Consider the following 22,800-nt stretch of genomic DNA (forward strand, 5'->3'; position numbering starts at 1 on the left):
ACAGATGCAATCACTTGCCAATCGGTTGGCGATACAACATTTCGTCAACGCATATACGCAAGAAACTGGCAAAGGTCACTTGCTTAATAAAACACAGCAAAGTCCGCAACAACAAGCGTTTAGTCAAGGTTTGACGCTGTTATCTATTCCGATTAATTCAATTCATGCTCAATGTGATTTCCCATTATCTTATGTCAGCCGTGTTGGTAGACATCGGTTAGCTAATCTTCCTCAAATCGTAATTTCAGGTCAGCCAAAATCATTCAGTCCAGTTGCAATCGTTGGCTTATTACTTGAAGAACTAGTTTCTGAATCATCTTTACCTTTGGATGCTGCTTCTTTACTAGAAAAGTGGATTCAAAGCCGTGATGCACTGCAACAGTTTTTAATACAACGTGAAGCTGATTTTGATGACTTGGTTAAAGCTGGTCAAAGCTTTATTGAAACTGAACAGGCATTGATTTTGGGGCATAGCATGCACCCAGCGCCGAAAAGTAGAACAGGTTTTGTGCATGAGGATTGGCTAAAGTTTTCACCTGAACACAAAGGCAAGACACAACTTCATTATTGGCTAGTGCACCAAGATTACATTGCGGAAGGTAGTGCGACTGATGAACCTATTTCAGCGCAATTAAAAACGGCATTACAGTGGTATTTATCTGAAAATGATCTCAATCTAGTTAAAACACATAGCGAGTATAAATTACTCCCATTGCATCCTTGGCAAGCTCGTTATTTACAGGGTAAAGCTTGGTTTGAACGTTTGAAGCAAACAGGGCAATTGATTGATTTAGGTTTACGTGGCTGGCAATTCTCTCCAACAACATCCATTCGTACATTGGCGAGCTTCAACGCTCCGTGGATGGTGAAGCCATCTCTTTCGGTGATGATTACCAATTCTATTCGAGTCAATTTAGCCAAAGAATGTCATCGTGGTGAATTGACACATCGTCTGTGGCACAGTGAGTTTGGTCAGAATATTCTAAAAAAATGTCCAAGTTTAAAGGCAGTCAATGACCCAGCTTGGATCGCCTTGAAAATTGATGATGAAGTGATTAATGAAAGTATCTGCATTTTTAGAGATCAGCCTTTCCATCCTCAACAGCAAGTCACTTGTATTGCTTCCTTGTGTCAGGATCATCCAAGCAAATCTTTAAATCGTTTTAACGCATTATTTGCCAAGATTTCAAAAGCTCATCCTGAGATGGATTTTTCAGAAATTGCTTTAGATTGGTTTACTCGTTTCCTCGAAGTCAGTTTGCAACCCTTGATGTATCTATACCATCGTTTTGGTATGGCATTTGAGTCACATCAACAAAATGTATTATTGGAACTCGAAAATCATTTCCCAAAAACTTTATGGCTACGTGATAACCAAGGTTTTTATTATATTGAAGAGTTTGCGACTGAAATTCTACAAGCGCTACCTGAACTAAAAGAAAAAGCCTTTGCGGTAGGTCCGAAAGATTTTGTTGATGAACGTTTTAGTTATTATTTCTTCGGCAATACTTTGTTTGGGATTATTAATGCCATCGGTGCGACAGGCTATATCACTGAAGATGAATTGTTATCGCATTTAACTGAATTTTTAGAAGAACAATTACAACAATATCCTGATAGCACCTTATTGCAAGGATTACTGTTCAATTCAACTCTGCCTTATAAGGGTAACTTGCTGACACGTTTGCATGAGTTAGACGAATTGATCGCGCCTGTCGAAAATCAGTCTGTTTACGTGCAACTGCCAAATCCACTGCGTATTTCACAGAAGGATGTCAGTTATGCTTGATTTTATTGGAATTGGTCTAGGACCTTTTAATTTAAGTCTTGCTAGTTTGTTACAAAACAAAAGCTCACTCAACTACGTGTTTTTTGAGCAAAAGGCACAATTTGATTGGCATGCAGGTATGCAACTACCTAATACGGTATTGCAAGTACCGTTTATGGCTGATTTGGTCTCAATGGTTGATCCAACCAGTCCATTTAGCTTTTTAAATTATCTGCGTCATCAGCAACGTTTGTATAAGTTTTACTTTCTAGAGCAGCCACCTATTCCGCGCTGTGAATATAACCATTATTGCCAATGGGTTGCAGAACAACTTGATTGTATCGAATACCAATCTCGTGTCTTGAGGATTGAACCCCAAACGATAGGTTTTAAAGTAGTCGTTGAATCAAATGGTGTTCAGCAAAGTTATTTATGCCGTCATTTATTGATTGGAAGTGGTAATGTGCCATATTTGCCTGAATGTTTGGCAAAGATTCAGAAAGTCCGTCCGCAACAATGTCTGCATTCAGCACAGTATATGACGCATGTAGATACAGATTTACATGGCGATGTTGTTGTACTAGGTTCGGGGCAATCCGCAGCTGAAGTGTTTATCGACTTGTTTGACGAACAGCAAGATACCGACAATCATCAGTTTGATTTGCATTGGTTTACCCGTTCTCAAGGTTTCTTCCCAATGGAGTATGCGCCATTAGGTTTAGAACATTTTAGCCCTGATTATGCACAACATTTTTATGATTTGTCTGCACAGCAGAAAGAGCAGCAGTTAAAGCAACAAGCCTTGTTATACAAGGGGATTAGTGCAAAAACCATTCGGGAAATTTATCAAAGACTTTATCACCGTAGCATTGCAGGCCAAAGCATACAGACACATTTGCATAGTCAATGTGATTTGAAAGATGCAGAAGCATTGGATACACAAAAAATCCGATTGCATTTCGAACATCGTGCTACAGCTCAGTCTTTTCATCTCGACTGTGATTTTCTTGTAGCCGCAACGGGTTATTTCACACCTGATTTTGGTTTTATGCAGTCACTCAAGCCATACATCGAACTTGATCATAAACAGCGTTGGCAGATTACAGAAGACTATCGAGTTGTACACAGGTTGAATGGCCATATCTTTGTTCAAAATCAAGAAATGCATAGTCATGGTGTCGGCACGCCTGATTTAGGTCTTGGTGCTTATCGTGCAGCAACGATCATTAATCAACTGCTTGCTGAGCCTCTTTATGAATTAGGCAATCAAGCGCAAACCTTCCAACACTTTAATCTCTCTCAAAATCCAAAAATTTGTATGGCAGATGACAAAGCACAATCAAACGAGTGCCTTTGCGAAAATTCTCCCAATAAAAACCATTCAATTTTCAAGAAAACAGAACAGAACGTGATGACGGCGCATCCTAATCGTCGTGGTGCAAACACACGTACACAAACTGCTTCTGTACATTCAACATATGAGAAACTGATATGAACTTTGCAACTTTAAAAATTAATCAGCAGCAATGGCGTGCCGCAGGACAACGTCTTATTGAAATGGCGATTGCAGAGTTTCTATACGAAGAAATTATTGAAGTTAAATCATTGTCAGCAGGTCGTTATCGTTTAGATTTAGGCAATCGTCAGTATGAGTTTCAAGGAAATCAATATCTACTCGGACACTGGAATATTCAGGAAGCTTCGGTACGTGATGTGACTCATAGTCAGGAAAATGATCAACCTGCTTGGAACTTACATGAGTTCATTGTCGCAATGTCTGACAGTTCTAATGTTAAGCCATTTACCAAAGCGTATTTGATCAAAGAAATGAATAATACTTGGCTGGCAGAAGCACATTTGTTCAATGAAACACGTTTGCCAAGTATAGCGGTTTTGACAGAGCCACATTACAAAGTTGAAGGCATGCTACGTGGTCATCCTTGGCTCATCATGAGTAAAGGGCGTATGGGTTTTGGTTATGATGATTATTTAAGCGCTGCACCAGAGCTTTCACCTGAAGTTAAAGTGTTGTGGTTAGCCGTTCATCGTGATTTAGCAGAGTATCGAAGTACTGAAGATTGGAGTGCCTGCGGTTTATATCAACATGAATTTGATGCCAATGAACTACAGCAGTTCATCAATATTCTCCAAGAAAAAAACCTAGATCCTCAAAATTACTTTTTGATTCCCGTACATGCTTGGCAATGGCATCAATGGCTTGTTCCGACTTATGCCAATGAGATTGTGGATCAGAAAATTATTGAACTGAATATCAGTCAAGATAGTTATGTGCCAATGCAGTCCATTCGCACATTATATAATACATCAAATCTACAACGTCATTACATTAAACTGCCAGTCAGTATTTTTAATACTGCTGTTTATCGTGGATTACCCTCAAAACGTAATCTTGCTGCTCCAGCAGTGACCGCATGGTTAAAACAGATTCATCAACAAGATCAAGACTTACAAAATACAGGTGTGATTTTCTTGGGTGAGGTTGCAACTTTAACCATTCACCAGCCATGTTTTGACCGCATTGACGGCGCACCATACCAATTTAAAGAACTGTTCGGTTGTTTGTGGCGTGAAAGTGTTGATCGTTATGTTGATTCATCACAACAAGTTCTCTCGCAAGCAGCTTTATTACATCGTGATATTTCTGGTCAATCGATCCTGAGCGTGCTGATCAAAGCATCAGGATTAAGTCCTTTAGCTTGGTTAGCTCAATTTGCTCAAGTGTGCATGAGTCCATTGTTACTTTGCTTGTATCGCTATGGTTTGGCATTTTCACCACACGGTGAAAACACGATGTTGGTACATGAAAATGGTGTGCCGAAAGCCATGGTATTAAAAGACTTCATTGACGACATCAATTTAGTGGATGAGGATTTTCCTGAGTTAACTCAATTACCATCTGAATCAGACTTATTACTCCGTCATGAAGCGACTGATCTAAGCCATTTTATTTTCACAGGTCTGTTCATGGTGCATTACCGCTATATCTGTAATGTGTTCTTGCAAGACTATCCTGAATATTCTGAGCTTGATTTTTGGCAGACCATTTCCAACACGATTGTTGAGTTTAACCAAAGACATCCAGAATTGGCTGAACGTGCTGATAAATTCGCCATGCTGCGTCCAAGTTACACCAAAATTTGTCTAAACCGTGTACGTCTATTTACCACAAGTTATAACGATGAAGCAGAACGTCCTGTTCCTGTCTTCCTTGATCCTATTGCAAATCCAGTTAGCCCAGAAACATTGAAAACATGGGCAGAACAACCTCGCCAAGCAAAAGCGGGCTAATTTTAATCATCATTTTATAGGTTCGATATGAAAACAATCTCTCAGCAATTACCAGATTATTTTGAATACTTTGAAGATGGTACACAGTACTACTTACGCCAAGTGCAATATCCTCAGGATATCCCTTTATTACATCAATGGATGCATGAGCCACATGTAATTCCTCAGTGGCAGTTAAATAAATCGGAACTAGAGTTACAAGTTTACTTCGACAAAATGTTAGCAGATGACCATCACCGTTTATTAATCGTCGGAATTGATGGCAAAGATGTGGGCTATACCGAAATTTATGAGGGTAAACGAGATCGTTTAGGCCGTTATTACGATGGTGATGACAATGATCTCGGTTGGCATCTCCTGTTTGGTGACAAATCCGTGTTTGGCAAAGGCTTCTTGCGCCCAACCATTCGTTTACTCAGCTTTTACATTTTTGAACATTCAAAAGCTAAAAAAATTGTGGGTGAGCCAGATCATACCGTTAAACCATATGCAGCAGTAGTGGCAGAGCTTTGTTATGAAAGCCAACGTTTAATACCGATGCCCGAAAAAACAGCGATGTTGTACTACTGCTTCAGAGAAACTTTCTATAACAAGTTTGGGGATTATTACCAAACATCACAACAACAGCTAGCAGATCAGCCAGCCAAACTCCTGAGTGTTACATGAGCTTATATATCAATGAAATGCATATCTTAGACATGCGCTTTGCGGCGAATGTCTCTGTTGCAGAATTTGAACAATGGTTAGCACGAATTCAGCACTATTTCGAACATCAGCGAAATTTTGTGTTGATCATGCAAACCGATGCAAATACAGAATTTCCGGAGGAATATAGAGCAATCCAAGGCAAGTGGTATAAACAATATAAACAAGATTTTTACCAATATTGCTTGGGTTTTGCTCGTATTGCTCAAGATGAAGAAGATCGTATTCGATTGGATACACCAGCTCTGCACAAAGCTTGGCATGTTCCATATTTTGTGAGCGTAGATAAAGCTGAAGCCACACAATGGGCTTTGCAGAGGTATTTATGAATCAAAATTCATTAAATATTCAGAAAGTCTCAGCCTTGAGCCTGAGTATCGTGGTGGTTTTATATCTCGCGCATGCCTTACCACTGTATTTTTATAATGTGGCCTTACCTGCGATTCTGCGTCATCAAGGCGTAGATTTACGTTGGATTGGCATGTTGTCGCTGCTCTATATTCCTTGGGCATTCAAGTTTTTTTGGGCACCACTAATTGATCGTTTTTATTTCAAAAAACTCGGTAAACGTAAAACTTGGCTTTTGTTTACGCAAATAGCTTTGGTGTTGGGGGTCGTTGCTTTGGCACTTACCCAATTCGATTACGGTCTTGGTGTATTTGTTATTGTCGGTTTATGGATTTCAACTTTTGCTGCAACTCAAGATATCGCAATTGATGGCTATACGGTCGAAACCTTTTCAGAATCTGAGTATCGACTAGGCAGTATGGCGCAAAGTATAGGTGTTGCGCTTGGCAGTATGGTTGGTGGAGCAGCAACTTTATGGCTGTATGAGCTTTATGGTTGGCAAACTGCACTGATTTCCTTAGCCGCTATGACAGCATTGACGATGTTGGCTATTTTCCAGATTAAAGAAAAATCAAATGTAGAGAAAATCTCAAAACAGCCGCCAAGTCTGATCCGTGCATTTAAACGTCCAGAAATGTTATGGGCATTAGCCTTGATCGTATGTTATCGAATTGTCGAAGCACCGGCTATGGCGATGCTGAATCCGATGCTGATTGATCAGAAATGGTCGTTGTCACAAATCGGCGTGCTGATGTCTGTAATAGGTGCAGGGATTGGATTATTAGCCGCTGTTTCAGCTGCATTTTTATTAAAAAAAATAGCCGCAACACAATTGCTGATCTGGGCTGGTTGGGCACGTAGTTTGGTTTACGCCTTGTTGGGTGTAGCCGTTTTGCTCAGTTGGTTGAATCAATGGCATTTACTTCTTGGTGGTTTTGTCATTGTCATTCTTGCCATTCGCTACATCGCGATGACAGCCTTGTATGCACATTTCATGCAGACCAGCTCCAAAGAACAAGCTGGTACTGATTTTACGATTTTAGTTTGCTTCGAACTATTGGTTTATTTCATTGGCGGTGCAGTCTCAGGTTTCTTAGCCAAAGCATTTGGTTATGGAAACTTCTATCTCATTCTCGCAGTTTCATCCGTTTTAAGCGTGTTGCTTAGTCAACTGCTTATTCGCAAAGCAAAACAAACGCAACAACTCATCTAGGGGTCATTTATGAAAGTTCGTTCACTTTCGACATCATTAACACTGCTCAGCTTGGCGATCAGTACGCAACTTTATGCTCAAAATGTCGAGCAGACTTCAACCGTAAATCAAAGTGCAACGGTTGAGGCTGAGAAGCCAACTCAACTGGCACCAATTGTTATGACAGCAACTCGCTCAGCTCAAAGTATCGCTGAGATTGCGGGAACTGTTTACAGTATTAGCCAAGAAGACATTGCAAAACAAGCTGCTGCTGGTAAAAGTACCGCCGATATTTTAGGACTGTTGGTTCCATCTTTAACACCAAGTTCAGGTACGACCAGTAACTATGGGATGACCATGCGTGGTCGTACAGTGCAATATATGATTGATGGTGTTCCGCAAACGGGATCACGCGATAGTTCACGCCAATTAAATAGCATTAGCCCAGACATGATCGAACGTGTTGAAGTCGTGTCAGGTGCAAGTAGTATTTATGGTGCAGGTGCTACAGGTGGGATCATCAATATCATCACCAAAAGAGGTTCGGGTGATGGTGTAAATTTTGAAACCAAACTCGGCGTTACTTCAGGTGATAATTTCAAAAGTGATGCTTTAGCTTATGAAGCGTTTCAGTCTGCATCATTTAACCAAGGGGATTGGAGTGGTTTCTTAGGTGCTAGCTATACACAACGCGGTGAAATTCAAGATAGTCGAGGTGATCGTGTAGGTCCAGAAGTTGCACAAACAGATCGTCAAGATACTGAAACTGTAGATGTGAATGGTCGTTTAAGCTGGCAGTTGGCAGATAAGCAAAAATTAAGTATCGGTGCGCAATACTATAATGATGAGCAGGACAGTGAATATGGCGCTGATTATGGTCCAGGCTTATCTGTTTTACTTCGAGGCGCAAAACCTAGTCAAAAAGCTGTAAAAGGTTTAGAGCTTGATACTCAACCACGTACTAAGCGCAGTGCAGTAAATGCACAATATGAAAATCAGGATTTTCTTGGTCAGACTTTAAATGCAGAGGCCTATTATCGTACTGAAAAAGGGCGATTCTTCCCAAGTGCAAATGCTTTAGCACATGCATCCATTCCAGGTGGAAGAACATTTATTGTTACCCAATCAGAAACAGATATTGATGTTTTTGGTGCTCGTTTAGCACTTCAAAGCAAGCTCAATCTGGCAGAACGTGCATTAAATCTAACTTATGGTGTGGATTACGATAAGGAAAATGGCAAACAAACAGCACAACTTTATGATCTAAATACTTTTATGAGTAGTAATGGTCTTAAGTTTAAGCCTTTAAATAATTATGCTTTTGGTCCTGAGGTAGATACTGAAAAGCTTGGTTTCTTCTTACAAAGTCAATTTGAAGCAACTGATCGCTTAAATCTACAAGCAGGTATTCGTCATGAGCGCATCGATAGTGATGTTAAAAACTCAGTTCCATATTCTGAAGCAATGGTTGCCGATTTCGTTCCAACATACCAAGCTAAAACCTTAAAAGGTGGTTCAGTTAAGCATGATGCAACACTTTTCAATGTGGGCGCACTTTATCATTTAACTGATGCACAACAGGTGTTCGCAAATTTCTCGCAAGGTGCAAATTTACCTGATGTACAACGTATGCTAAGAGATGTTCCTGCAAACTTTGTCGTAAGTAACCAAACAATTGATCCAATCAAAGTAAATAGTTTTGAGTTGGGCTGGCGTCTACAAGATGATGCATTAAGCACAGGGATCACGGCGTTCTATAACAAATCTGATAAGTCATTAAAATTTGGTCCTCCAAGTTTTGCAATTGAAGTTATTGATACAGATGAACGTGTGTATGGTGTTGAAGGTAATATCAAATATACCGTTTCAGATGATTGGAATGTAGGTGGGACTTTAGCTTATACACGTGGTCAGTTCAAAAACTCAAATGGTAAATGGCAAGAGTTAGATGCAATTCGTGTAGCACCTTTGAAAGCAACGGTTTATTCAGACTGGCAATTCAATGATGGTTTAGGTTTACGAGTACAAGCTTTGGCTATTGATGGTACGGATGAAGCACGTAAAGATGCGATTGCGAATGGTAGTACTCGTCCACCAGCAGAAATCAAAGGTTTTGCAGTGATGGATGTGATTGCCAATGCAAAAGCAGGTCCAGGAACTTTAGGTTTTGGTGTATATAACGTGTGGAATACGGACTATAAGTCTGTTTATAGCCAAGCAGTTTCAACGGTTTACGGCGATATTTCGAGCTTGGCTGCTCAAGGTCGTACCTATGGTTTGAGCTACACTCTCAAGTACTAATCTTATCCAAAAGGCATCTTTTAGATGCCTTTTCTTTTGATGAATTCCATGATGAACAATCATTTAAAATTTTTAGCTTTGGCTGCGTTAATCAATGGAACGTGTTTTTCCATGATTCTTCCTTTACTGGCACCTTTGACTCGACAGCTACATTTATCCGAATTCCAAGGTGGAGTGATCGTTTCAGCAGGAGCGATCTGTATGGCTATCGCTTCAATATGGGTTGCTAAAAATAAAAGTAATCAATCTCCACAAAATCTAGTGAATTATGGTTTTATGGGAATGACCGTAACATGGGCGCTTTTTACTTTCATACTGGCTTTGGGCTTAGAGGCGATTTTGCCTTCAGTATTGATTTTCATTTTGTTGGTTTTAAGTCGTGCTTCGACTGGCATTTTTATGGCAATGCCACAAATCGGTCTACAAAGTTATGTCATGACAGAATCAACTGAAACAACGACTCGTAGCAAGAATATGACATTGTTTGGTGCGATGAACAGCTTTGGTATTATTGTCGGACCTTTGGCGACTTCGTTGTTATTGTATGGTGGACTATTATTTCCAATGTGGTTCGCGGTTGCTTTACTGGCATTAGTCAGTTTGGCACTCTTCATGATTTTTAAGAAAAAGAGTGATATACGGTCAGATGCAGATAAGGCATCAGAACAAAGTTCAAATACAGTTTTGAATCAGCAAAATATTATCAAACATAGTTTAATTTGGTTGGCTTTAGGTTTTTCTACTTATGTTGCAATCGTGACATTGAACATGACTGCTGGATTTTATATCCAAGATAAATTCTTTCTGAGTAGTCAGCAAAGCGCAGTGTATTTCTCTCAATGTATGGTTGTTGTTGGTATCTGTCTGGTGGTGACACAGTTGCTGATTGTAAAAATGATTAAGCTACAACTACATAGTCTTGTATTAATCGGCATTTTGACCATGTGCTTTGGGTTGCTACTATCTCTTTATGCACAAAGTATTGTGGTATTTCAAGCTAGTTATATTTTCTATGGTATTTCAGTCGCTTGCTTATTACCTGCATTTACAACAGGGGCAGCACAAGCAGTTACACAAGATTCTCAAGTTAAAATGGCAGGATATTGCACTGCAACTCAAGCTTTTGGTTTGATTTTTGGTCCTCTAGTTAGCACTTATTTATATCAATTTGATCAAAATCTACCTTTCTATTTTTTATTCGCTTTAATGATATTAGTCGGGATATGTATAGGGTGGGTTTTAGTCAGAAAGGAAGAAGAAATGAGTTCTTTTGTCGAAGATTAAACGCTTAATATGATCAAAAATCACTCATATATTCTTTTAAAAAGCAAGGAAACTTACATAACTACATCTTAGGACGTAAACATAGATGGCTGTTTGATTATTTATTGATCAAATTTATTTCATTTATTTAACGGTCGAAATTTAAGCTCATTTCTGGGTTAGCCTATTAGAAGTAAAACAATATAAGAGGAGTAAAGATGTTGATTTTTCATGATTTTCCTGTTCAAGGGGCACTTTTTGATATGGATGGAACAATGTTTGATACAGAGCGATTACGCTTTGAAACATTGAAACAAGCTTCAGAAGAGCTTATTGGACAGGAATTTTCAGATGAATATTTAATGCAGTGCTTAGGTCTGAGCGCAAAAACTGCAGAGCAACTTGCAAAGAAATTTTATGGGGAAGATGTTCCATATCAAGCAATTAGAAAACGTGCTGATGAGCTTGAGTTGGAATCTGTGCGTCACAATGGTGTTCCAATCAAAAAAGGTTTAATTCAAGTTTTAGAGCGCTTACGCAAATCAGGTTTAAGAATGGCAGTTGCGACATCTAGTCGACGTGCGATAGCAGAAGAATACTTAATTAATGCCAATGTTTATAAATTTTTTGATCTGTTAGTGTGTGGGGATGAAGTCGAAAAGGGTAAACCTCATCCAGAAATCTTTATTACGGCTGCGCAAAAATTAAATTTACAACCAAGTCAGTGTTTGATGTTTGAAGATTCAGAAAATGGAATCTGTTCGGCTCATGAATCAGGTGGTATTACGATTTTATTTAAAGATATTAAAGAACCAAATGATCGCATGTTAGCGAAAGCAAATTTTTATTATCAGGATCTGTATGAATATTTAAATGCTTTAGATCAGTACATTCCTGAAATGGATATGCCACAACTACAAGAACCATTTCCGCAAAGTTTGAATCAATTAACCGTTGGGATTCATGGTTTTGGTGCAATTGGCGGTGGGTATATTGCTCAAATCCTTTCGCATTGGGATGGATATACGCGTCCAAAACGTATTTTGGCTTCCACGCGAAATAAATTGTATTTGGAATCAGTGAACAGTTTTGGTAGCTACAGTATTCGATATGGGCAATCATCTTTTGATGAACGAATTGATAACTTGACCGTTATTGATGCTGATAATGACAAACAGATGCTTGAAATGTACGCGCAATCTAGTCTTATAGCGTTATGTTTGCCTGAACATGCGATAGCATCTGAATCAAAAATAATTGCCAAAGGTTTATTGGCTCGTTTCATGTCACAAGACTTGAATAATCATGAACCAATCACTTTTCTAATTATTTTAAACAAGGTCTGTGCGAAATATTTGGTGCTCAAATATATTCGTGAAGCTTTGCTTGAGATCACGGATGAAGATGTTGCTGAGCATATTCTAAGTGAGCATTATTTCTGTGATACGGTGGTCAATCGTATGGTCTCAAAATTGAGTGATCAGGCTTTGTATCGCCAACTCAATATTAAGCATCGTTTATTTAAACAGTATCAAGCTGATTTAAATGAAGAAACGATTGAGTTATCAGATGAAACAGCATTAACTGAAAAACAGGAACGTCAGCTCAGCCAATCATTAGTGGAAATGCGCGAACAGTTCCAAGCGGGGCAGTTTTTACAAAATATGGATTTAATTTTATTCCATAGCGAAACAGATATGCCGATCTATGTTGAAAATCGAAGTCCGCTGTTAAATAAAATGCGCCAAATGATCTTAGTTGATCAAATCTCAGATATTCAAATCATTAAAAATCGCCTCTGGAATGGCTGCCATGCCATGATCGCTTGGCAGGCGCGTCTTATTGATCATGAAATGATTGGAATTGCTTTAGCAGATCACAAGATCAAGAAATTTGCTGAGCAATTGGTGAGTGAGGTGAAAGCTGGATTGGTAAATATCGTTCCGAATCAAGCCAAACAACTTGATCGCATGGCTGAAAGTTTTATGAGCTCATGCCGTTCTGCTTATAAAGATCCATGTGAGCGTGTTGCTCGTGATCCATTGAGAAAACTGGGTTACAACGAACGCGTACTCGGCAGTATTGAAAATCATATCGTGCAACAATTGCCATATAAGTACTTATTACAAGGTGCTGTTTCGGGTTATGTGTACTCGGTTAAGCTTTTAGAAATTCCTGTTGATGATGTGATTATGCATTTACAAAACTCTATTGAGCAAATGGACATTACTGAGCATGAAAAGAAAGACTTGTTTGACTCGATTTATACAGCAATGTCTGCTGAATTAAAGATTTCAGAGCTAGGGCAATCTTTTCGTGTTAAAAATGCAGAGTTTGAAACAGCCTAAATGATTTTTAAAATTATTTAATCTTGCCAGTAAATTATGTTTGAATAACACAACTGTCAGATCGTTATTGTCGTTGTGTTATTACAAACATCTAGTCAACTCGTAAAAACTGAAATTCGTGACTATTCAGAATGGCATCATGGTCGTACAGATTATGCTTTGTGGTATATCGAAATTGATCAACCAGAGTTAGTTGAATATCTAGATGCGATCAAAACACATTTCTCAGATTTCCTACTTAGGTCGAATCAACGTCAGTATCACATTACGTTATTTGTGTGCGGTTTTCTAAATACCCATCTTTCTCCATACAATGATGATTTTTCACATGAACAATTCTTACAACATCTAAAATCTATCAATCAATTACAACTTGAACCCTTTGAATTAGAACTCACAGCGATCGATAGTTTTAGTAGTGCTTTATTTATTCAAATCATCGATCGAGAAAAAATTTTAGAAAAAATCCGTTCTCAGCTGTCGCTTGTCTCGAATGAAATAGCGGCACTGCAATATTGTCCACATATTACGATTGGACTTTATAGCGATGCATGGAGTAGTGATCTTGTTTTAGAGCGAATAAAAAGCTTTGAAGCCAAAAGAATTAAAATTCAAGTGAATCAATTGACTTTCGGTTATTATAAGGCTCAGATTTTACAAGGATTACTATATCCTTATCATCAAATGGTATTAGGTTAATATGTTGCAATTAATTTTGGGTGGTGCACGTTCGGGTAAGAGCCGATTGGCTGAAAATATAGCTCAGCAGCGTGGAATCCCTGTGATTTATGTCGCCACGGCGCAAGCTTTAGATGATGAAATGCAGCAAAGAATTCAACATCATCAGCAGCAAAGACCTAAGCAATGGAAACTTTGTGAAGAGCCTATTTTTCTGGCGGATCAATTATTAAAACTAGATCAAGAACATCAAATCATTTTGGTTGATTGCCTTACTTTATGGTTGACCAATCTTTTGTTAGTTGAAGATCAAGATTTGCAGCAACAACAGACAGACAAGTTATTAGAAATATTACCCAAACTTAAATCTGAAATTATTTTAGTCAGTAATGAAACAGGGCTAGGCGTCGTGCCAATGGGTGAAATTAGCCGTCGATTTGTGGATGAAGCTGGTCGATTGCACCAAGCATTAGGACAGCTTGCTCATAAAGTGATGTTTTGTGTTGCAGGCTTTCCAATGATTTTAAAAGATGAGAATTAACATGACTGAACAAAATGCTTGGTACACAGAATCGGCAAAACACATTGATTTGGAAGCAAAACATCTAGCCGAACAACGACAACAACAACTCACTAAACCAACAGGGGCTTTAGGAGAGTTAGAGCAGCTTGCGATTCAGCTAGCAAGTTTACAAGGTACAGTTCATCCCCAAATTCAAAAACCATGGATCACGATTTTCGCAGGTGATCATGGTGTAGTTGAAGAAAATATCTCAGCTTATCCTCAAGCCGTGACACGTCAAATGCTTCAAAATTTCGCGTCTGGCGGTGCAGCAATCAGTGTTATTGCAAAACATCATCAGGCACAGTTACAAGTGATTGACTGTGGAACGGTAGGCGATCCCTATGATTATGTCGGTGTAGTGCGACATTGTATTCGTGCAGGAACAGCCAACTTTGCTCAATATGTTGCAATGACTGAACAAGAATGTTTTGCTGCATTAGCATTAGGTAAAACTAGTGTGGAGTTAGCTCAGTCAGAACAGGCTGATATCTTTATCGCTGGTGAAATGGGGATTGGCAATACTTGTTCTGCTTCAGCCATCGCATGTTTGTTATTGAATGAAGATGCAGCACAACTAACAGGTGTTGGAACGGGAATTAATAATCAACAACTACAACATAAAATTGTAGTCATCAATCAGGCAATTGAACTCCACCAATCTAGTGTTAAGAATGATGCTTTGAAAATTCTAGCTGCAGTAGGTGGTTTAGAGATTGCTGCCATGACAGGAGCATATTTACGTTGTGCTCAAATTGGTTTGCCTATTGTGGTGGATGGTTTTATTAGTTCCGTTGCAGCTTTATGTGCTGTTCGCATACAGCCGAGTTGTCGTGACTGGATGCTATTTGGACATCAATCAGCAGAATATGGTCATGTTCGTATTCTTAAAGAATTAAAAGCGCAGCCAATTCTAAAAATGAATCTAAGATTGGGTGAAGGAAGTGGTGCAGGTGCAGCATTGTCAGTGCTGCAATTGGCATGTGTTTTACATAATCAAATGGCAACCTTTGCCGAAGCTGCAGTGACAGGAGATAAAGTTGCGCCTTGATTTACTGCGACATGGTGAAACAACTTTAAGCCATACTTTACGTGGGCATACTGATGATGAACTAACAGAAAATGGTTGGTTGCAGATGCAATCAACCATACAGCAATATGTCGCTGGAGGTACTAATTGGGATGTTATTTTTAGTTCACCTTTACAGCGTTGTCATGCCTTTGCAATCAATTTAGCAGAGCGACTCGAAATACCTCTGCAATTAAATATGCATATCAAAGAAATGTATTTTGGTGATTGGGAAGGTATTTCGACTCAAAGCATTTATGAAAATGAGCCCGAGTTATTGGCAAATTTTTGGCAATTTCCAATAAAATACCATGCACCAAATGGTGAGTCTTTAGAGCAATTTTTACAGCGTGTTGAAGTTGGCTTTGATGAAATCCACACTCAAATGAAAATACACCAATGGAATAGAGCATTAGTTGTTACGCATGGTGGTGTGATTAAATTACTCACTTGTTTAGCACGACATAAACATCTCAATGATTTATTAAAAATGTCTGCTGAGCTTGGGCAATTGTATTCAGTAAAAATGTATAAAAACGATAGTCTCAGTTTTGAGGAAATCAAAGAATGACACCATTTTGGATCGCTTTGCAATTCTTGACTGTTTTACCCATCGAACTAAAACGGATACCAACTGCAAAGCAAAATGGTCAATCTTTACTTTTTTATCCACTTGTAGGGTTGCTAATAGGATTAATTCTATTTGGACTTTCAATCCTTCTCGTAAAATTACCGATTATTCTTGTTGCAATCATTATTTTAGTGATTTGGATTTGGCTTACAGGTGGACTTCATTTAGATGGTCTAGCGGATACAGCAGATGCTTGGGTAGGTGGTTTTGGTGATCGGGAACGGACCTTAAAAATCATGAAAGACCCAAGTTGTGGTCCTATCGGTGTTCTAAGTTTAGTTATTGTTTGCTTGATGAAGTTTTCAGCTTTATATGTCTTGCTAGAACAACGGCTCTCTGCATTTTTAATCTTAATACCCATGCTGGGTCGCAGTGTTCCTTTATTTTTATTTCTCACAACACGATATGTTCGAGCAAATGGATTAGGGCGGTCAATAACGGATTCTATTCCTAAAACACTAGCATGGATGGTTTTTGTCATTACATTAGCATTACTTTGTGCATTTAGATGGATGGGATTAGTTGCTTTAATCAGCTGTCTATTATTATTGGTTTACTTAAGATTTTTATTTATTAAGAGAATCGGTGGCATCACTGGCGATACGGTAGGTGCTGCCATAGAGTTGAGTGAGACAGGTTTAATATTAACTTTTGTGATCGCTTCCTTTTATATCTAAGTGAATTTTTATAGGCTTGATCCTTCTCAAATAAGAAGGATCAATTCCGCTTTAACGTTTTCGAATTGCCAATACACTTCCTAAGATTACCAATACTGTAATCAGTCCCGCAATTGTTGCCAACAGAATGTCTCTAAGCGTTTTATCGATCGGTAACCATGTCCACTTATGCAAATATGCAAAACTAAAGCCCTCTATAGCATCTTGCTGATTTACTTGCGCTGCAATGACACCACTACTTGGTTCCATATAAAGTCTAAGCTGATCATTTAAATTAGTGTCAACTTTGATCACAGGTAAACGTTTATTGATAAAACCATATTCACCGCCAAAACGAGTTACCCACGAACTTTGAGTAAAATTCTTTAAGGGTAAGTTTAAATAAAACGCTGCCAAATATTTGCTCTGCTCAAGAGGATTCAATTTTCTAGCATGTCGTGCATCGATTAACTCAATCGCTGGTGCAGCATCTTTTGCATGATGATGGTGATCATGTTCTTTCGCTGCGGTCATGCTCCCTTGTAACTGTGGTTTTCTAGTCAATTGAATCATCCAGCCTGCATGAGCTTGATTCTGATCAAAAGCGATCGGTACTAAATTGAGTCGCTGAATCGGGTGTTGAACTGCCAATTGCCATGCTTCAGGATTTAAATCTTGCGTATGGAAGATGGGCTGAATATTCACAAGTTCAGATTTTTTATGCCAAACATGATAAAAACCACTAAACACCCATAACAAGATAAAAACACTTGAACTGATGGCCAGATAACGATGAAAAAATCGAATTGGTTTTTTACCTAAACGGTGATTTTTACGATTGTGAATTTTGAAGAACAACCCGATTCCCATCAAGGTCAAAGCAAGAATGCCAATTAAAGCAATTTGCATCAAGAGATTTTGTCCTGTCCACGGTTGATCTCCCCAAGTCCATGTATGTCCTAAGCGGAAGATCCGTGCCATCCACATTTTCTGATCATTGGAAATCGTTGCTAATCGAGATTGTGCTGGATCGACATAAGCTCTTAAACCAGTATCAAAATCTACACGCCAAAAGGTAATAAACGATTGACGCTTGGATAATCATCGCTAAATTGAGTCACTAGTTCAGCAGAAATAATCTGTTGTTGGCTTAAGCTGGTGTACCAAACTGCAAGACGTTTTGCATCTTTTAATTCGGCATCTTCAATAAGTTGCCCAGTATGAAGATCAAAATATTCAGCAATATTTTGATTAGGTTTTAAAACTCGATAAGCGATAAGATCTTTATTAAGTTCAATCACTTGTATTGCAGAAAATTCGGTAATTTTCTGCATTTCTAACATTTGAGGAACGGACAATCCATCCCTCAAATCAAGCTGTTGGGATGGAGGCATACGTTTTGCTGGTTGTGGTTGGGTTGCACTCATAATTGGATGCAACACACCAGTTAAAGACCACATCAAAACGAGGATGCCAAGTACCATTCCAAAGCCACGATGAAACTTTAGTAGCTTTTTCAATTGGTTGGCATTCATGACTTATTTCCCAAAATGATAACGTAAACCTATAACTTGAAACGCAAACCTAGATCAATGTTATCAAAGGTTGCTTCTTTCAGGTCAGGTGTGACTAAATTTGCTCCATAAAGGCTACTCACTTCAGGCGGAACAAAGCCTTGTGACCAATTGCTGTAAAGATCTAATTCAGGCGTAATATTCCAAACAAAACCGAGTTGTGGACTGGCTTTATGGAAATTACGTTTTTCATCTGGAGCACCTGTCACTTTAGAAGGAATAAGCTTATTGTCAAAGTCATAACTGATCCAGTCATAGCGAGCGCCACCGACTAAATTTAAGTTTGGTAATGCTTGCCAATTTGCTTGTGTGTAAATCGCTTGGTTATTCACATCCACATTAAAATCACGCAGTAATTGGCGTTGTTTAAACCCTGTATAAACACGTGTTTGAGGATCGCGAAACACCTCAATATCATTGGTTTTTGCTTGGTTCGGCGAATGTTCTGACATCGCACCAACAATTAATTTCACAGGGTGAAAATTAATGGAATGTTGTAAATTTAAACCATAAGACTGAAAGGCGTTATATGTAGTTTGGCCTGTATATGTTCCAGTAGGTTTGCCATTCTTAACATCAGTACGGATGTTATAACTTGGATTCTGTTCAGTGGTGTTATCACGATAATACAGTGTCGCTTGACTTTGATTTTGATCATTCCAACTGTGGCTCAATTGAGATGAAAGTCTTGTCGCATCAACTTCACGATAAGTAAAGGTTTGATAACTGTAACCAGGTCGTTTATTGAAATCATCAGCATTTAAACTACCTGTCATATCTGCTTTGAGATGATTATAGCTGACGATGTTTTTAATTTGGGTGGCATCAGATATGCGCCAATCATGTCTTAAAGTTATACTTTGCTTATTACTTTCGGCATGATCTTGCCAACTATCACCACGCTCACTGGCATAGCCCGATATTCTTAGACCATGCTCCCCAAATTCAGTATCAAAGGTATTGGATGCACCTAGGTCTAGACGGCGATAACCTTCAGAACTAGCACTTAGACCTAACTCAACTGTTGGATTTAAACTAGGAGCTTTTGTAAGAAAGTTAATCGTGCCGCCAATTGCATTACTTCCATATAAACTACTCGCTGGACCACGCAGAATTTCAATACTACCAATCCCGGCCATATTAACTTCATATAATGCATTATGATTAAACACACCTACAGGACGTACAGATATACCATCTTCTAAATACTGATAAACAGCCGCAGTCGTGATTGGTTGGCGTATAGACATCATGTGCTGTTCATTACCCAAGTCATTCATCAAAACACCTGGTGTTTGATTCACTAACTGACCAATAAATGTGGCATGTTTATCTTCTATATCTTGCTTGCTGATTTTGCTAATTGCAGCAGGAGTATTGCTAATCGATTCTCCCTCACGGCTTGCAGTGACAACAATGGTCGCTAAAGTTTGTGTTTCATCTTTTGATGAAGTTTCAGCTAAAGCAATTGAACTATAAGTAGCAGAAATGCACGCAGCAGCTAATACTGACAAACGAAATTGAGTATTCATATCAAACTCTATAAAAAAGCAATAAACAAGGCGGTACCGCAGTTCTCACTGGATACGATATTTACGGAATTGCGTTTTATAGGGCGAGTGGAGGTGCTTGTTTTATCGGGAAAATATAATAGATACGTGGTATATGCAGATTTTCTGTCCACGCATAGCATAGGCATCGTACACGAGTAAACCATGCCAATAAAAATACAAAAATAATTGCAATAAAAGGAACAATTGCAGCAGCGTCAACACCATAAGTACATAAAGGACAATGCTTCATGATCTTGCTTGCAAGCGCAAAAACTTCTTTAGCATGATCACTAAGTAGATTATGTTTTTGCTGTTGAAGATGCTGTTCATGCTGCGTTTTATCGTGCATAGCATGATGGTGATGACTTGAATGGCTATCTGAATCTATTAAGCTATTTTGAATATTTGTAACTTGGCAGTGACTCGGCATTGCATACAGTGCAGGTACAACGCCACTATGAACCATCGTGGGTAAGAAAATATGCCAGAGTAAACAAAGCAAAGTTATCGCGCCAAGACAGGCACGCCACTTTAGCAAATGTTGACGGAAACTGGACTTCATATCAATGATACGACACAGTGGAAATGTGGCAGCAGTATATTTAAAAAAACTTTGCACTACAAAACATATCTTAAACAGATGAATCAGTATTCAAGATCACCTTATTTGGGATTTATCGAGCTTTTTACGTAAAAAAAACAGACTCATAAGAGTCTGTTTTTTATATCAACTATTTATTAACGATTTGGTAAAACGTCTTTTAACGCTTCATGCATCTCTAATAGTACTTTTTCTGTTGTTTCCCAGTCGATGCAGCCATCAGTTACTGATTGACCATAAACAAGATCACATAAGTTTTCAGGAATATCTTGACGACCACCTTTCAAATGACTTTCAACCATGATGCCTACGATTGACTTATTACCATCAAGAATTTGCTCTGTGATGTTTTTAAGAACTAAAGGTTGTAAGTATGGATCTTTGTTTGAGTTAGCATGACTGGTATCGATCATGATTTTATTGCTTACTTTAGCTTTTGCTAAAGCAGCTTCAGCTTCAGCAACAGAAGTTGCATCATAATTTGGCTTACCGTTACCACCACGTAAAACTACGTGTGCGTAAGGATTGCCCTTAGTATTAATAATTGCAACTTGACCGTTTTCATTTAAGCCTAAGAAGCTATGACCGTGTTTTACTGATTGCATTGCATTCGTTGCAACTGTTAAACCGCCATCTGTACCATTTTTAAAGCCAACAGGTGAAGATAATCCAGAAGACATTTCACGGTGTGTTTGACTTTCTGTTGTACGAGCACCAATCGCTGACCAAGAAATTAAATCTTGGTAGTACTGAGGTGAGTTAGGATCAAGTGCTTCAGTTGCACAAGGCAAACCTTTTTCATTTAATTCTAGTAAAAGACCACGACCAATATGTAACCCTTTTTCAATATTGAAAGAGTCATTCATATCTGGGTCATTAATTAAACCTTTCCAACCTACTGTTGTACGTGGTTTTTCAAAATAAACACGCATAACTAAATAAAGCGTATCTTTTACTTTTTCGCTCAGCTCTTTCAAGCGATCAGCATACTCATTTGCAGCTTTAGGATCGTGGATCGAACAAGGGCCAATAACGACAAACAAGCGCTTGTCTTTACCATCTAAAATATTACGTACAGTTGCACGTCCTTGTAATACAGTTTGCGACGCAGCCTCAGATAAAGGAAGATCAGCTTTCAGTTCCGCAGGGGTAATTAAAGTTTGAATGCTTTTAATGTTAACGTCGTCGATATCTGGCTGAGAAACTGGATTTGACTGTAGAGTATTCATTGCTGTCACAAATTTAATCAAAAGAAGAGGTTATTTTGTCTACGAATATAGCACGAAAAGCCGACTGATTAACTAGTTATAATCATATTTTATGTAGAAACAATCGGCATTTTGCTACTTAAACTGCGCTTGTAGAAGTTGTTGTTTGCTGAATCACGACAGCTTGATGAGTTTCTACTGGCTTTGGTTTCGCTTTGATCGGGTTAACCATAAAATTAATCCCTAGCGCAAATAATGTGATACCTAGAATTTTACGAATCACACGTTCTGGCATATGCGAGCTGATCAATGTGCCTGCAATAATTGCTGGAATAGACCCAACCAATAACCACATCAATAATGTAAAATCGACGTTGCCTGAAGACATATGGCTTAGGCCAGCAACTGCTGTCAATAATACTGCGTGTACAACATCAGAACCAATAATACGAATCATAGGTAGATTTGGGAACATAATTACTAAAGCCATGATGCCAAAAGCACCAGCACCTACAGATGATAGTGTAACGAACACACCTAAGATGATCCCCATGATGACGATATAATGGCGTTTATGTTGTAAAGCATGTTGCTCGCTTTCCATATTTGCTTGTTCACGATTACGGAAACGGTCAAAGAACTTTTCAATTTGCGCACGAAACACAATCGAGATACCTGTCAAAGTCAGCATAAAACCAAGTACCATCGTTAATACAGCTTTGTAGTGCGTTGATTGACTTAAATAATGTTCTAAAACCCATGAGGTTGCGAATGACGCAGGAATACTACCGATTGCTAGCCAAATAACGATTGGCCAAACGATATTGAGTTTCTTTGCATGAACAACTGAGCCACAGAATTTAGAGATTGATGCATAAAGCAAATCAGTACCAATTGCGATATGTGGTTCAATTTTGAAAAGGCTAATAAGAATAGGAGTCATCAAAGAACCACCGCCAACACCTGTGATACCTACACAGAAGCCAACCAAAACCCCAGCCATGATAAATTCAATAGGACCAAACATTACCAAT

At 38.7% G+C, this 22,800-nt stretch carries 17 protein-coding genes and 2 pseudogenes; 14 read left to right on the top strand and 5 right to left on the bottom strand.

Annotated features, from left to right (window positions below; genetic code table 11):
• Positions 1 to 4: 4 nt before the first annotated feature.
• From R2H34_RS08580 to R2H34_RS08645, 14 genes are all read left to right on the top strand, one after another.
• Positions 5 to 1,789 carry an IucA/IucC family protein gene (locus tag R2H34_RS08580; protein WP_151730831.1) on the top strand — a complete coding sequence of 595 codons (1,785 nt, stop codon included), beginning with the start codon at positions 5 to 7 and terminating at the stop codon, positions 1,787 to 1,789.
• On the top strand, positions 1,782 to 3,263 hold the full coding sequence (acbB, locus tag R2H34_RS08585) for an acinetoferrin biosynthesis monooxygenase AcbB (RefSeq protein ID WP_039047907.1): 1,482 nt from the start codon (positions 1,782 to 1,784) through the stop codon (positions 3,261 to 3,263). Before R2H34_RS08580 ends, acbB begins: the two co-directional genes overlap by 8 nt.
• A complete protein-coding gene (acbC, locus tag R2H34_RS08590) occupies positions 3,260 to 5,077 on the top strand; it encodes an acinetoferrin biosynthesis protein AcbC (protein ID WP_282896452.1) in 1,818 nt (605 codons plus the stop codon). The genes acbB and acbC overlap by 4 nt, the downstream gene beginning before the upstream one ends.
• Before the next feature lie 27 nt (positions 5,078 to 5,104).
• Positions 5,105 to 5,743 (top strand): acinetoferrin biosynthesis acetyltransferase AcbD, encoded by a 639-nt coding sequence (acbD, locus tag R2H34_RS08595; protein ID WP_004915699.1) that lies wholly within the window; start codon positions 5,105 to 5,107, stop codon positions 5,741 to 5,743.
• Positions 5,740 to 6,111: a protein ActB gene (actB, locus tag R2H34_RS08600; protein ID WP_004281762.1), complete on the top strand. Its 372-nt coding sequence runs from the start codon at positions 5,740 to 5,742 to the stop codon at positions 6,109 to 6,111. The genes acbD and actB overlap by 4 nt, the downstream gene beginning before the upstream one ends.
• Positions 6,108 to 7,343, top strand: a complete 1,236-nt coding sequence (locus R2H34_RS08605) for an MFS transporter (RefSeq protein WP_039047909.1) — start codon at positions 6,108 to 6,110, stop codon at positions 7,341 to 7,343. Before actB ends, R2H34_RS08605 begins: the two co-directional genes overlap by 4 nt.
• 9 nt (positions 7,344 to 7,352) lie before the next feature.
• A complete protein-coding gene (locus R2H34_RS08610; protein ID WP_318342234.1) occupies positions 7,353 to 9,623 on the top strand; it encodes a TonB-dependent receptor in 2,271 nt (756 codons plus the stop codon).
• Positions 9,624 to 9,647: 24 nt separating this feature from the next.
• The gene (locus R2H34_RS08615) at positions 9,648 to 10,907 is read left to right on the top strand and encodes an MFS transporter (protein WP_039047911.1); all 1,260 of its coding nucleotides are present in this window, start codon (positions 9,648 to 9,650) and stop codon (positions 10,905 to 10,907) included.
• Positions 10,908 to 11,104: 197 nt separating this feature from the next.
• On the top strand, positions 11,105 to 13,234 hold the full coding sequence (gene mtlD, locus R2H34_RS08620; protein WP_039047912.1) for a bifunctional mannitol-1-phosphate dehydrogenase/phosphatase: 2,130 nt from the start codon (positions 11,105 to 11,107) through the stop codon (positions 13,232 to 13,234).
• A gap of 75 nt (positions 13,235 to 13,309) precedes the next feature.
• A complete protein-coding gene (locus tag R2H34_RS08625; RefSeq protein WP_039047913.1) occupies positions 13,310 to 13,933 on the top strand; it encodes a 2'-5' RNA ligase family protein in 624 nt (207 codons plus the stop codon).
• 1 nt (position 13,934) lies between these two features.
• Positions 13,935 to 14,453, top strand: coding sequence for a bifunctional adenosylcobinamide kinase/adenosylcobinamide-phosphate guanylyltransferase (gene cobU, locus R2H34_RS08630; protein WP_004961751.1), 519 nt, complete (start codon positions 13,935 to 13,937; stop codon positions 14,451 to 14,453).
• A 1-nt stretch (position 14,454) separates the two neighbouring features.
• Positions 14,455 to 15,525 (top strand): nicotinate-nucleotide--dimethylbenzimidazole phosphoribosyltransferase, encoded by a 1,071-nt coding sequence (cobT, locus tag R2H34_RS08635; protein WP_282896454.1) that lies wholly within the window; start codon positions 14,455 to 14,457, stop codon positions 15,523 to 15,525.
• Positions 15,515 to 16,114: a histidine phosphatase family protein gene (locus tag R2H34_RS08640; RefSeq protein WP_039047915.1), complete on the top strand. Its 600-nt coding sequence runs from the start codon at positions 15,515 to 15,517 to the stop codon at positions 16,112 to 16,114. Before cobT ends, R2H34_RS08640 begins: the two co-directional genes overlap by 11 nt.
• Entirely contained in the window at positions 16,111 to 16,851 is a 741-nt protein-coding gene (locus R2H34_RS08645) for an adenosylcobinamide-GDP ribazoletransferase (RefSeq protein ID WP_039047916.1), read from the top strand. The genes R2H34_RS08640 and R2H34_RS08645 overlap by 4 nt, the downstream gene beginning before the upstream one ends.
• Positions 16,852 to 16,902: 51 nt before the next feature.
• Here the strand turns inward: R2H34_RS08645 and R2H34_RS08650 are convergent.
• The 5 genes and pseudogenes from R2H34_RS08650 to R2H34_RS08670 all read right to left on the bottom strand — a co-directional run bounded on the left by R2H34_RS08650 (position 16,903) and on the right by R2H34_RS08670 (position 22,793).
• Positions 16,903 to 18,365, bottom strand: a pseudogene (locus tag R2H34_RS08650) (PepSY domain-containing protein).
• Positions 18,366 to 18,397: 32 nt separating this feature from the next.
• Positions 18,398 to 19,936, bottom strand: a pseudogene (locus R2H34_RS08655) (TonB-dependent receptor); the annotation flags it as partial.
• A gap of 76 nt (positions 19,937 to 20,012) precedes the next feature.
• Positions 20,013 to 20,519, bottom strand: a complete 507-nt coding sequence (locus R2H34_RS08660; RefSeq protein ID WP_039047935.1) for a hypothetical protein — start codon at positions 20,517 to 20,519, stop codon at positions 20,013 to 20,015.
• 176 nt (positions 20,520 to 20,695) lie between these two features.
• Positions 20,696 to 21,787, bottom strand: a complete 1,092-nt coding sequence (locus tag R2H34_RS08665; RefSeq protein WP_318342235.1) for a 3-deoxy-7-phosphoheptulonate synthase — start codon at positions 21,785 to 21,787, stop codon at positions 20,696 to 20,698.
• A 118-nt stretch (positions 21,788 to 21,905) separates the two neighbouring features.
• Entirely contained in the window at positions 21,906 to 22,793 is an 888-nt protein-coding gene (locus R2H34_RS08670; protein WP_039047918.1) for a sulfite exporter TauE/SafE family protein, read from the bottom strand.
• Positions 22,794 to 22,800: the final 7 nt, after the last annotated feature.

Source organism: Acinetobacter sp. 16 (assembly GCF_033439925.1).
GTDB classification, from domain to species: domain Bacteria; phylum Pseudomonadota; class Gammaproteobacteria; order Pseudomonadales; family Moraxellaceae; genus Acinetobacter; species Acinetobacter junii.

Bases quoted from the DNA above. Each gene is read 5' to 3' on its own strand.
- cobU (WP_004961751.1), top strand. From the start codon at position 13,935: ATGTTGCAATTAATTTTGGGTGGTGCACGTTCGGGTAAGAGCCGATTG.
- R2H34_RS08615 (WP_039047911.1), top strand. From the start codon at position 9,648: ATGCCTTTTCTTTTGATGAATTCCATGATGAACAATCATTTAAAATTT.
- R2H34_RS08610 (WP_318342234.1), top strand. From the start codon at position 7,353: ATGAAAGTTCGTTCACTTTCGACATCATTAACACTGCTCAGCTTGGCG.
- R2H34_RS08645 (WP_039047916.1), top strand. From the start codon at position 16,111: ATGACACCATTTTGGATCGCTTTGCAATTCTTGACTGTTTTACCCATC.
- acbB (WP_039047907.1), top strand. From the start codon at position 1,782: ATGCTTGATTTTATTGGAATTGGTCTAGGACCTTTTAATTTAAGTCTT.
- R2H34_RS08605 (WP_039047909.1), top strand. From the start codon at position 6,108: ATGAATCAAAATTCATTAAATATTCAGAAAGTCTCAGCCTTGAGCCTG.
- R2H34_RS08580 (WP_151730831.1), top strand. From the start codon at position 5: ATGCAATCACTTGCCAATCGGTTGGCGATACAACATTTCGTCAACGCA.
- R2H34_RS08665 (WP_318342235.1), bottom strand. From the start codon at position 21,787: ATGAATACTCTACAGTCAAATCCAGTTTCTCAGCCAGATATCGACGAC.
- R2H34_RS08670 (WP_039047918.1), bottom strand. From the start codon at position 22,793: ATGTTTGGTCCTATTGAATTTATCATGGCTGGGGTTTTGGTTGGCTTC.
- actB (WP_004281762.1), top strand. From the start codon at position 5,740: ATGAGCTTATATATCAATGAAATGCATATCTTAGACATGCGCTTTGCG.
- cobT (WP_282896454.1), top strand. From the start codon at position 14,455: ATGACTGAACAAAATGCTTGGTACACAGAATCGGCAAAACACATTGAT.
- acbD (WP_004915699.1), top strand. From the start codon at position 5,105: ATGAAAACAATCTCTCAGCAATTACCAGATTATTTTGAATACTTTGAA.
- mtlD (WP_039047912.1), top strand. From the start codon at position 11,105: ATGTTGATTTTTCATGATTTTCCTGTTCAAGGGGCACTTTTTGATATG.
- acbC (WP_282896452.1), top strand. From the start codon at position 3,260: ATGAACTTTGCAACTTTAAAAATTAATCAGCAGCAATGGCGTGCCGCA.
- R2H34_RS08660 (WP_039047935.1), bottom strand. From the start codon at position 20,519: ATGAAGTCCAGTTTCCGTCAACATTTGCTAAAGTGGCGTGCCTGTCTT.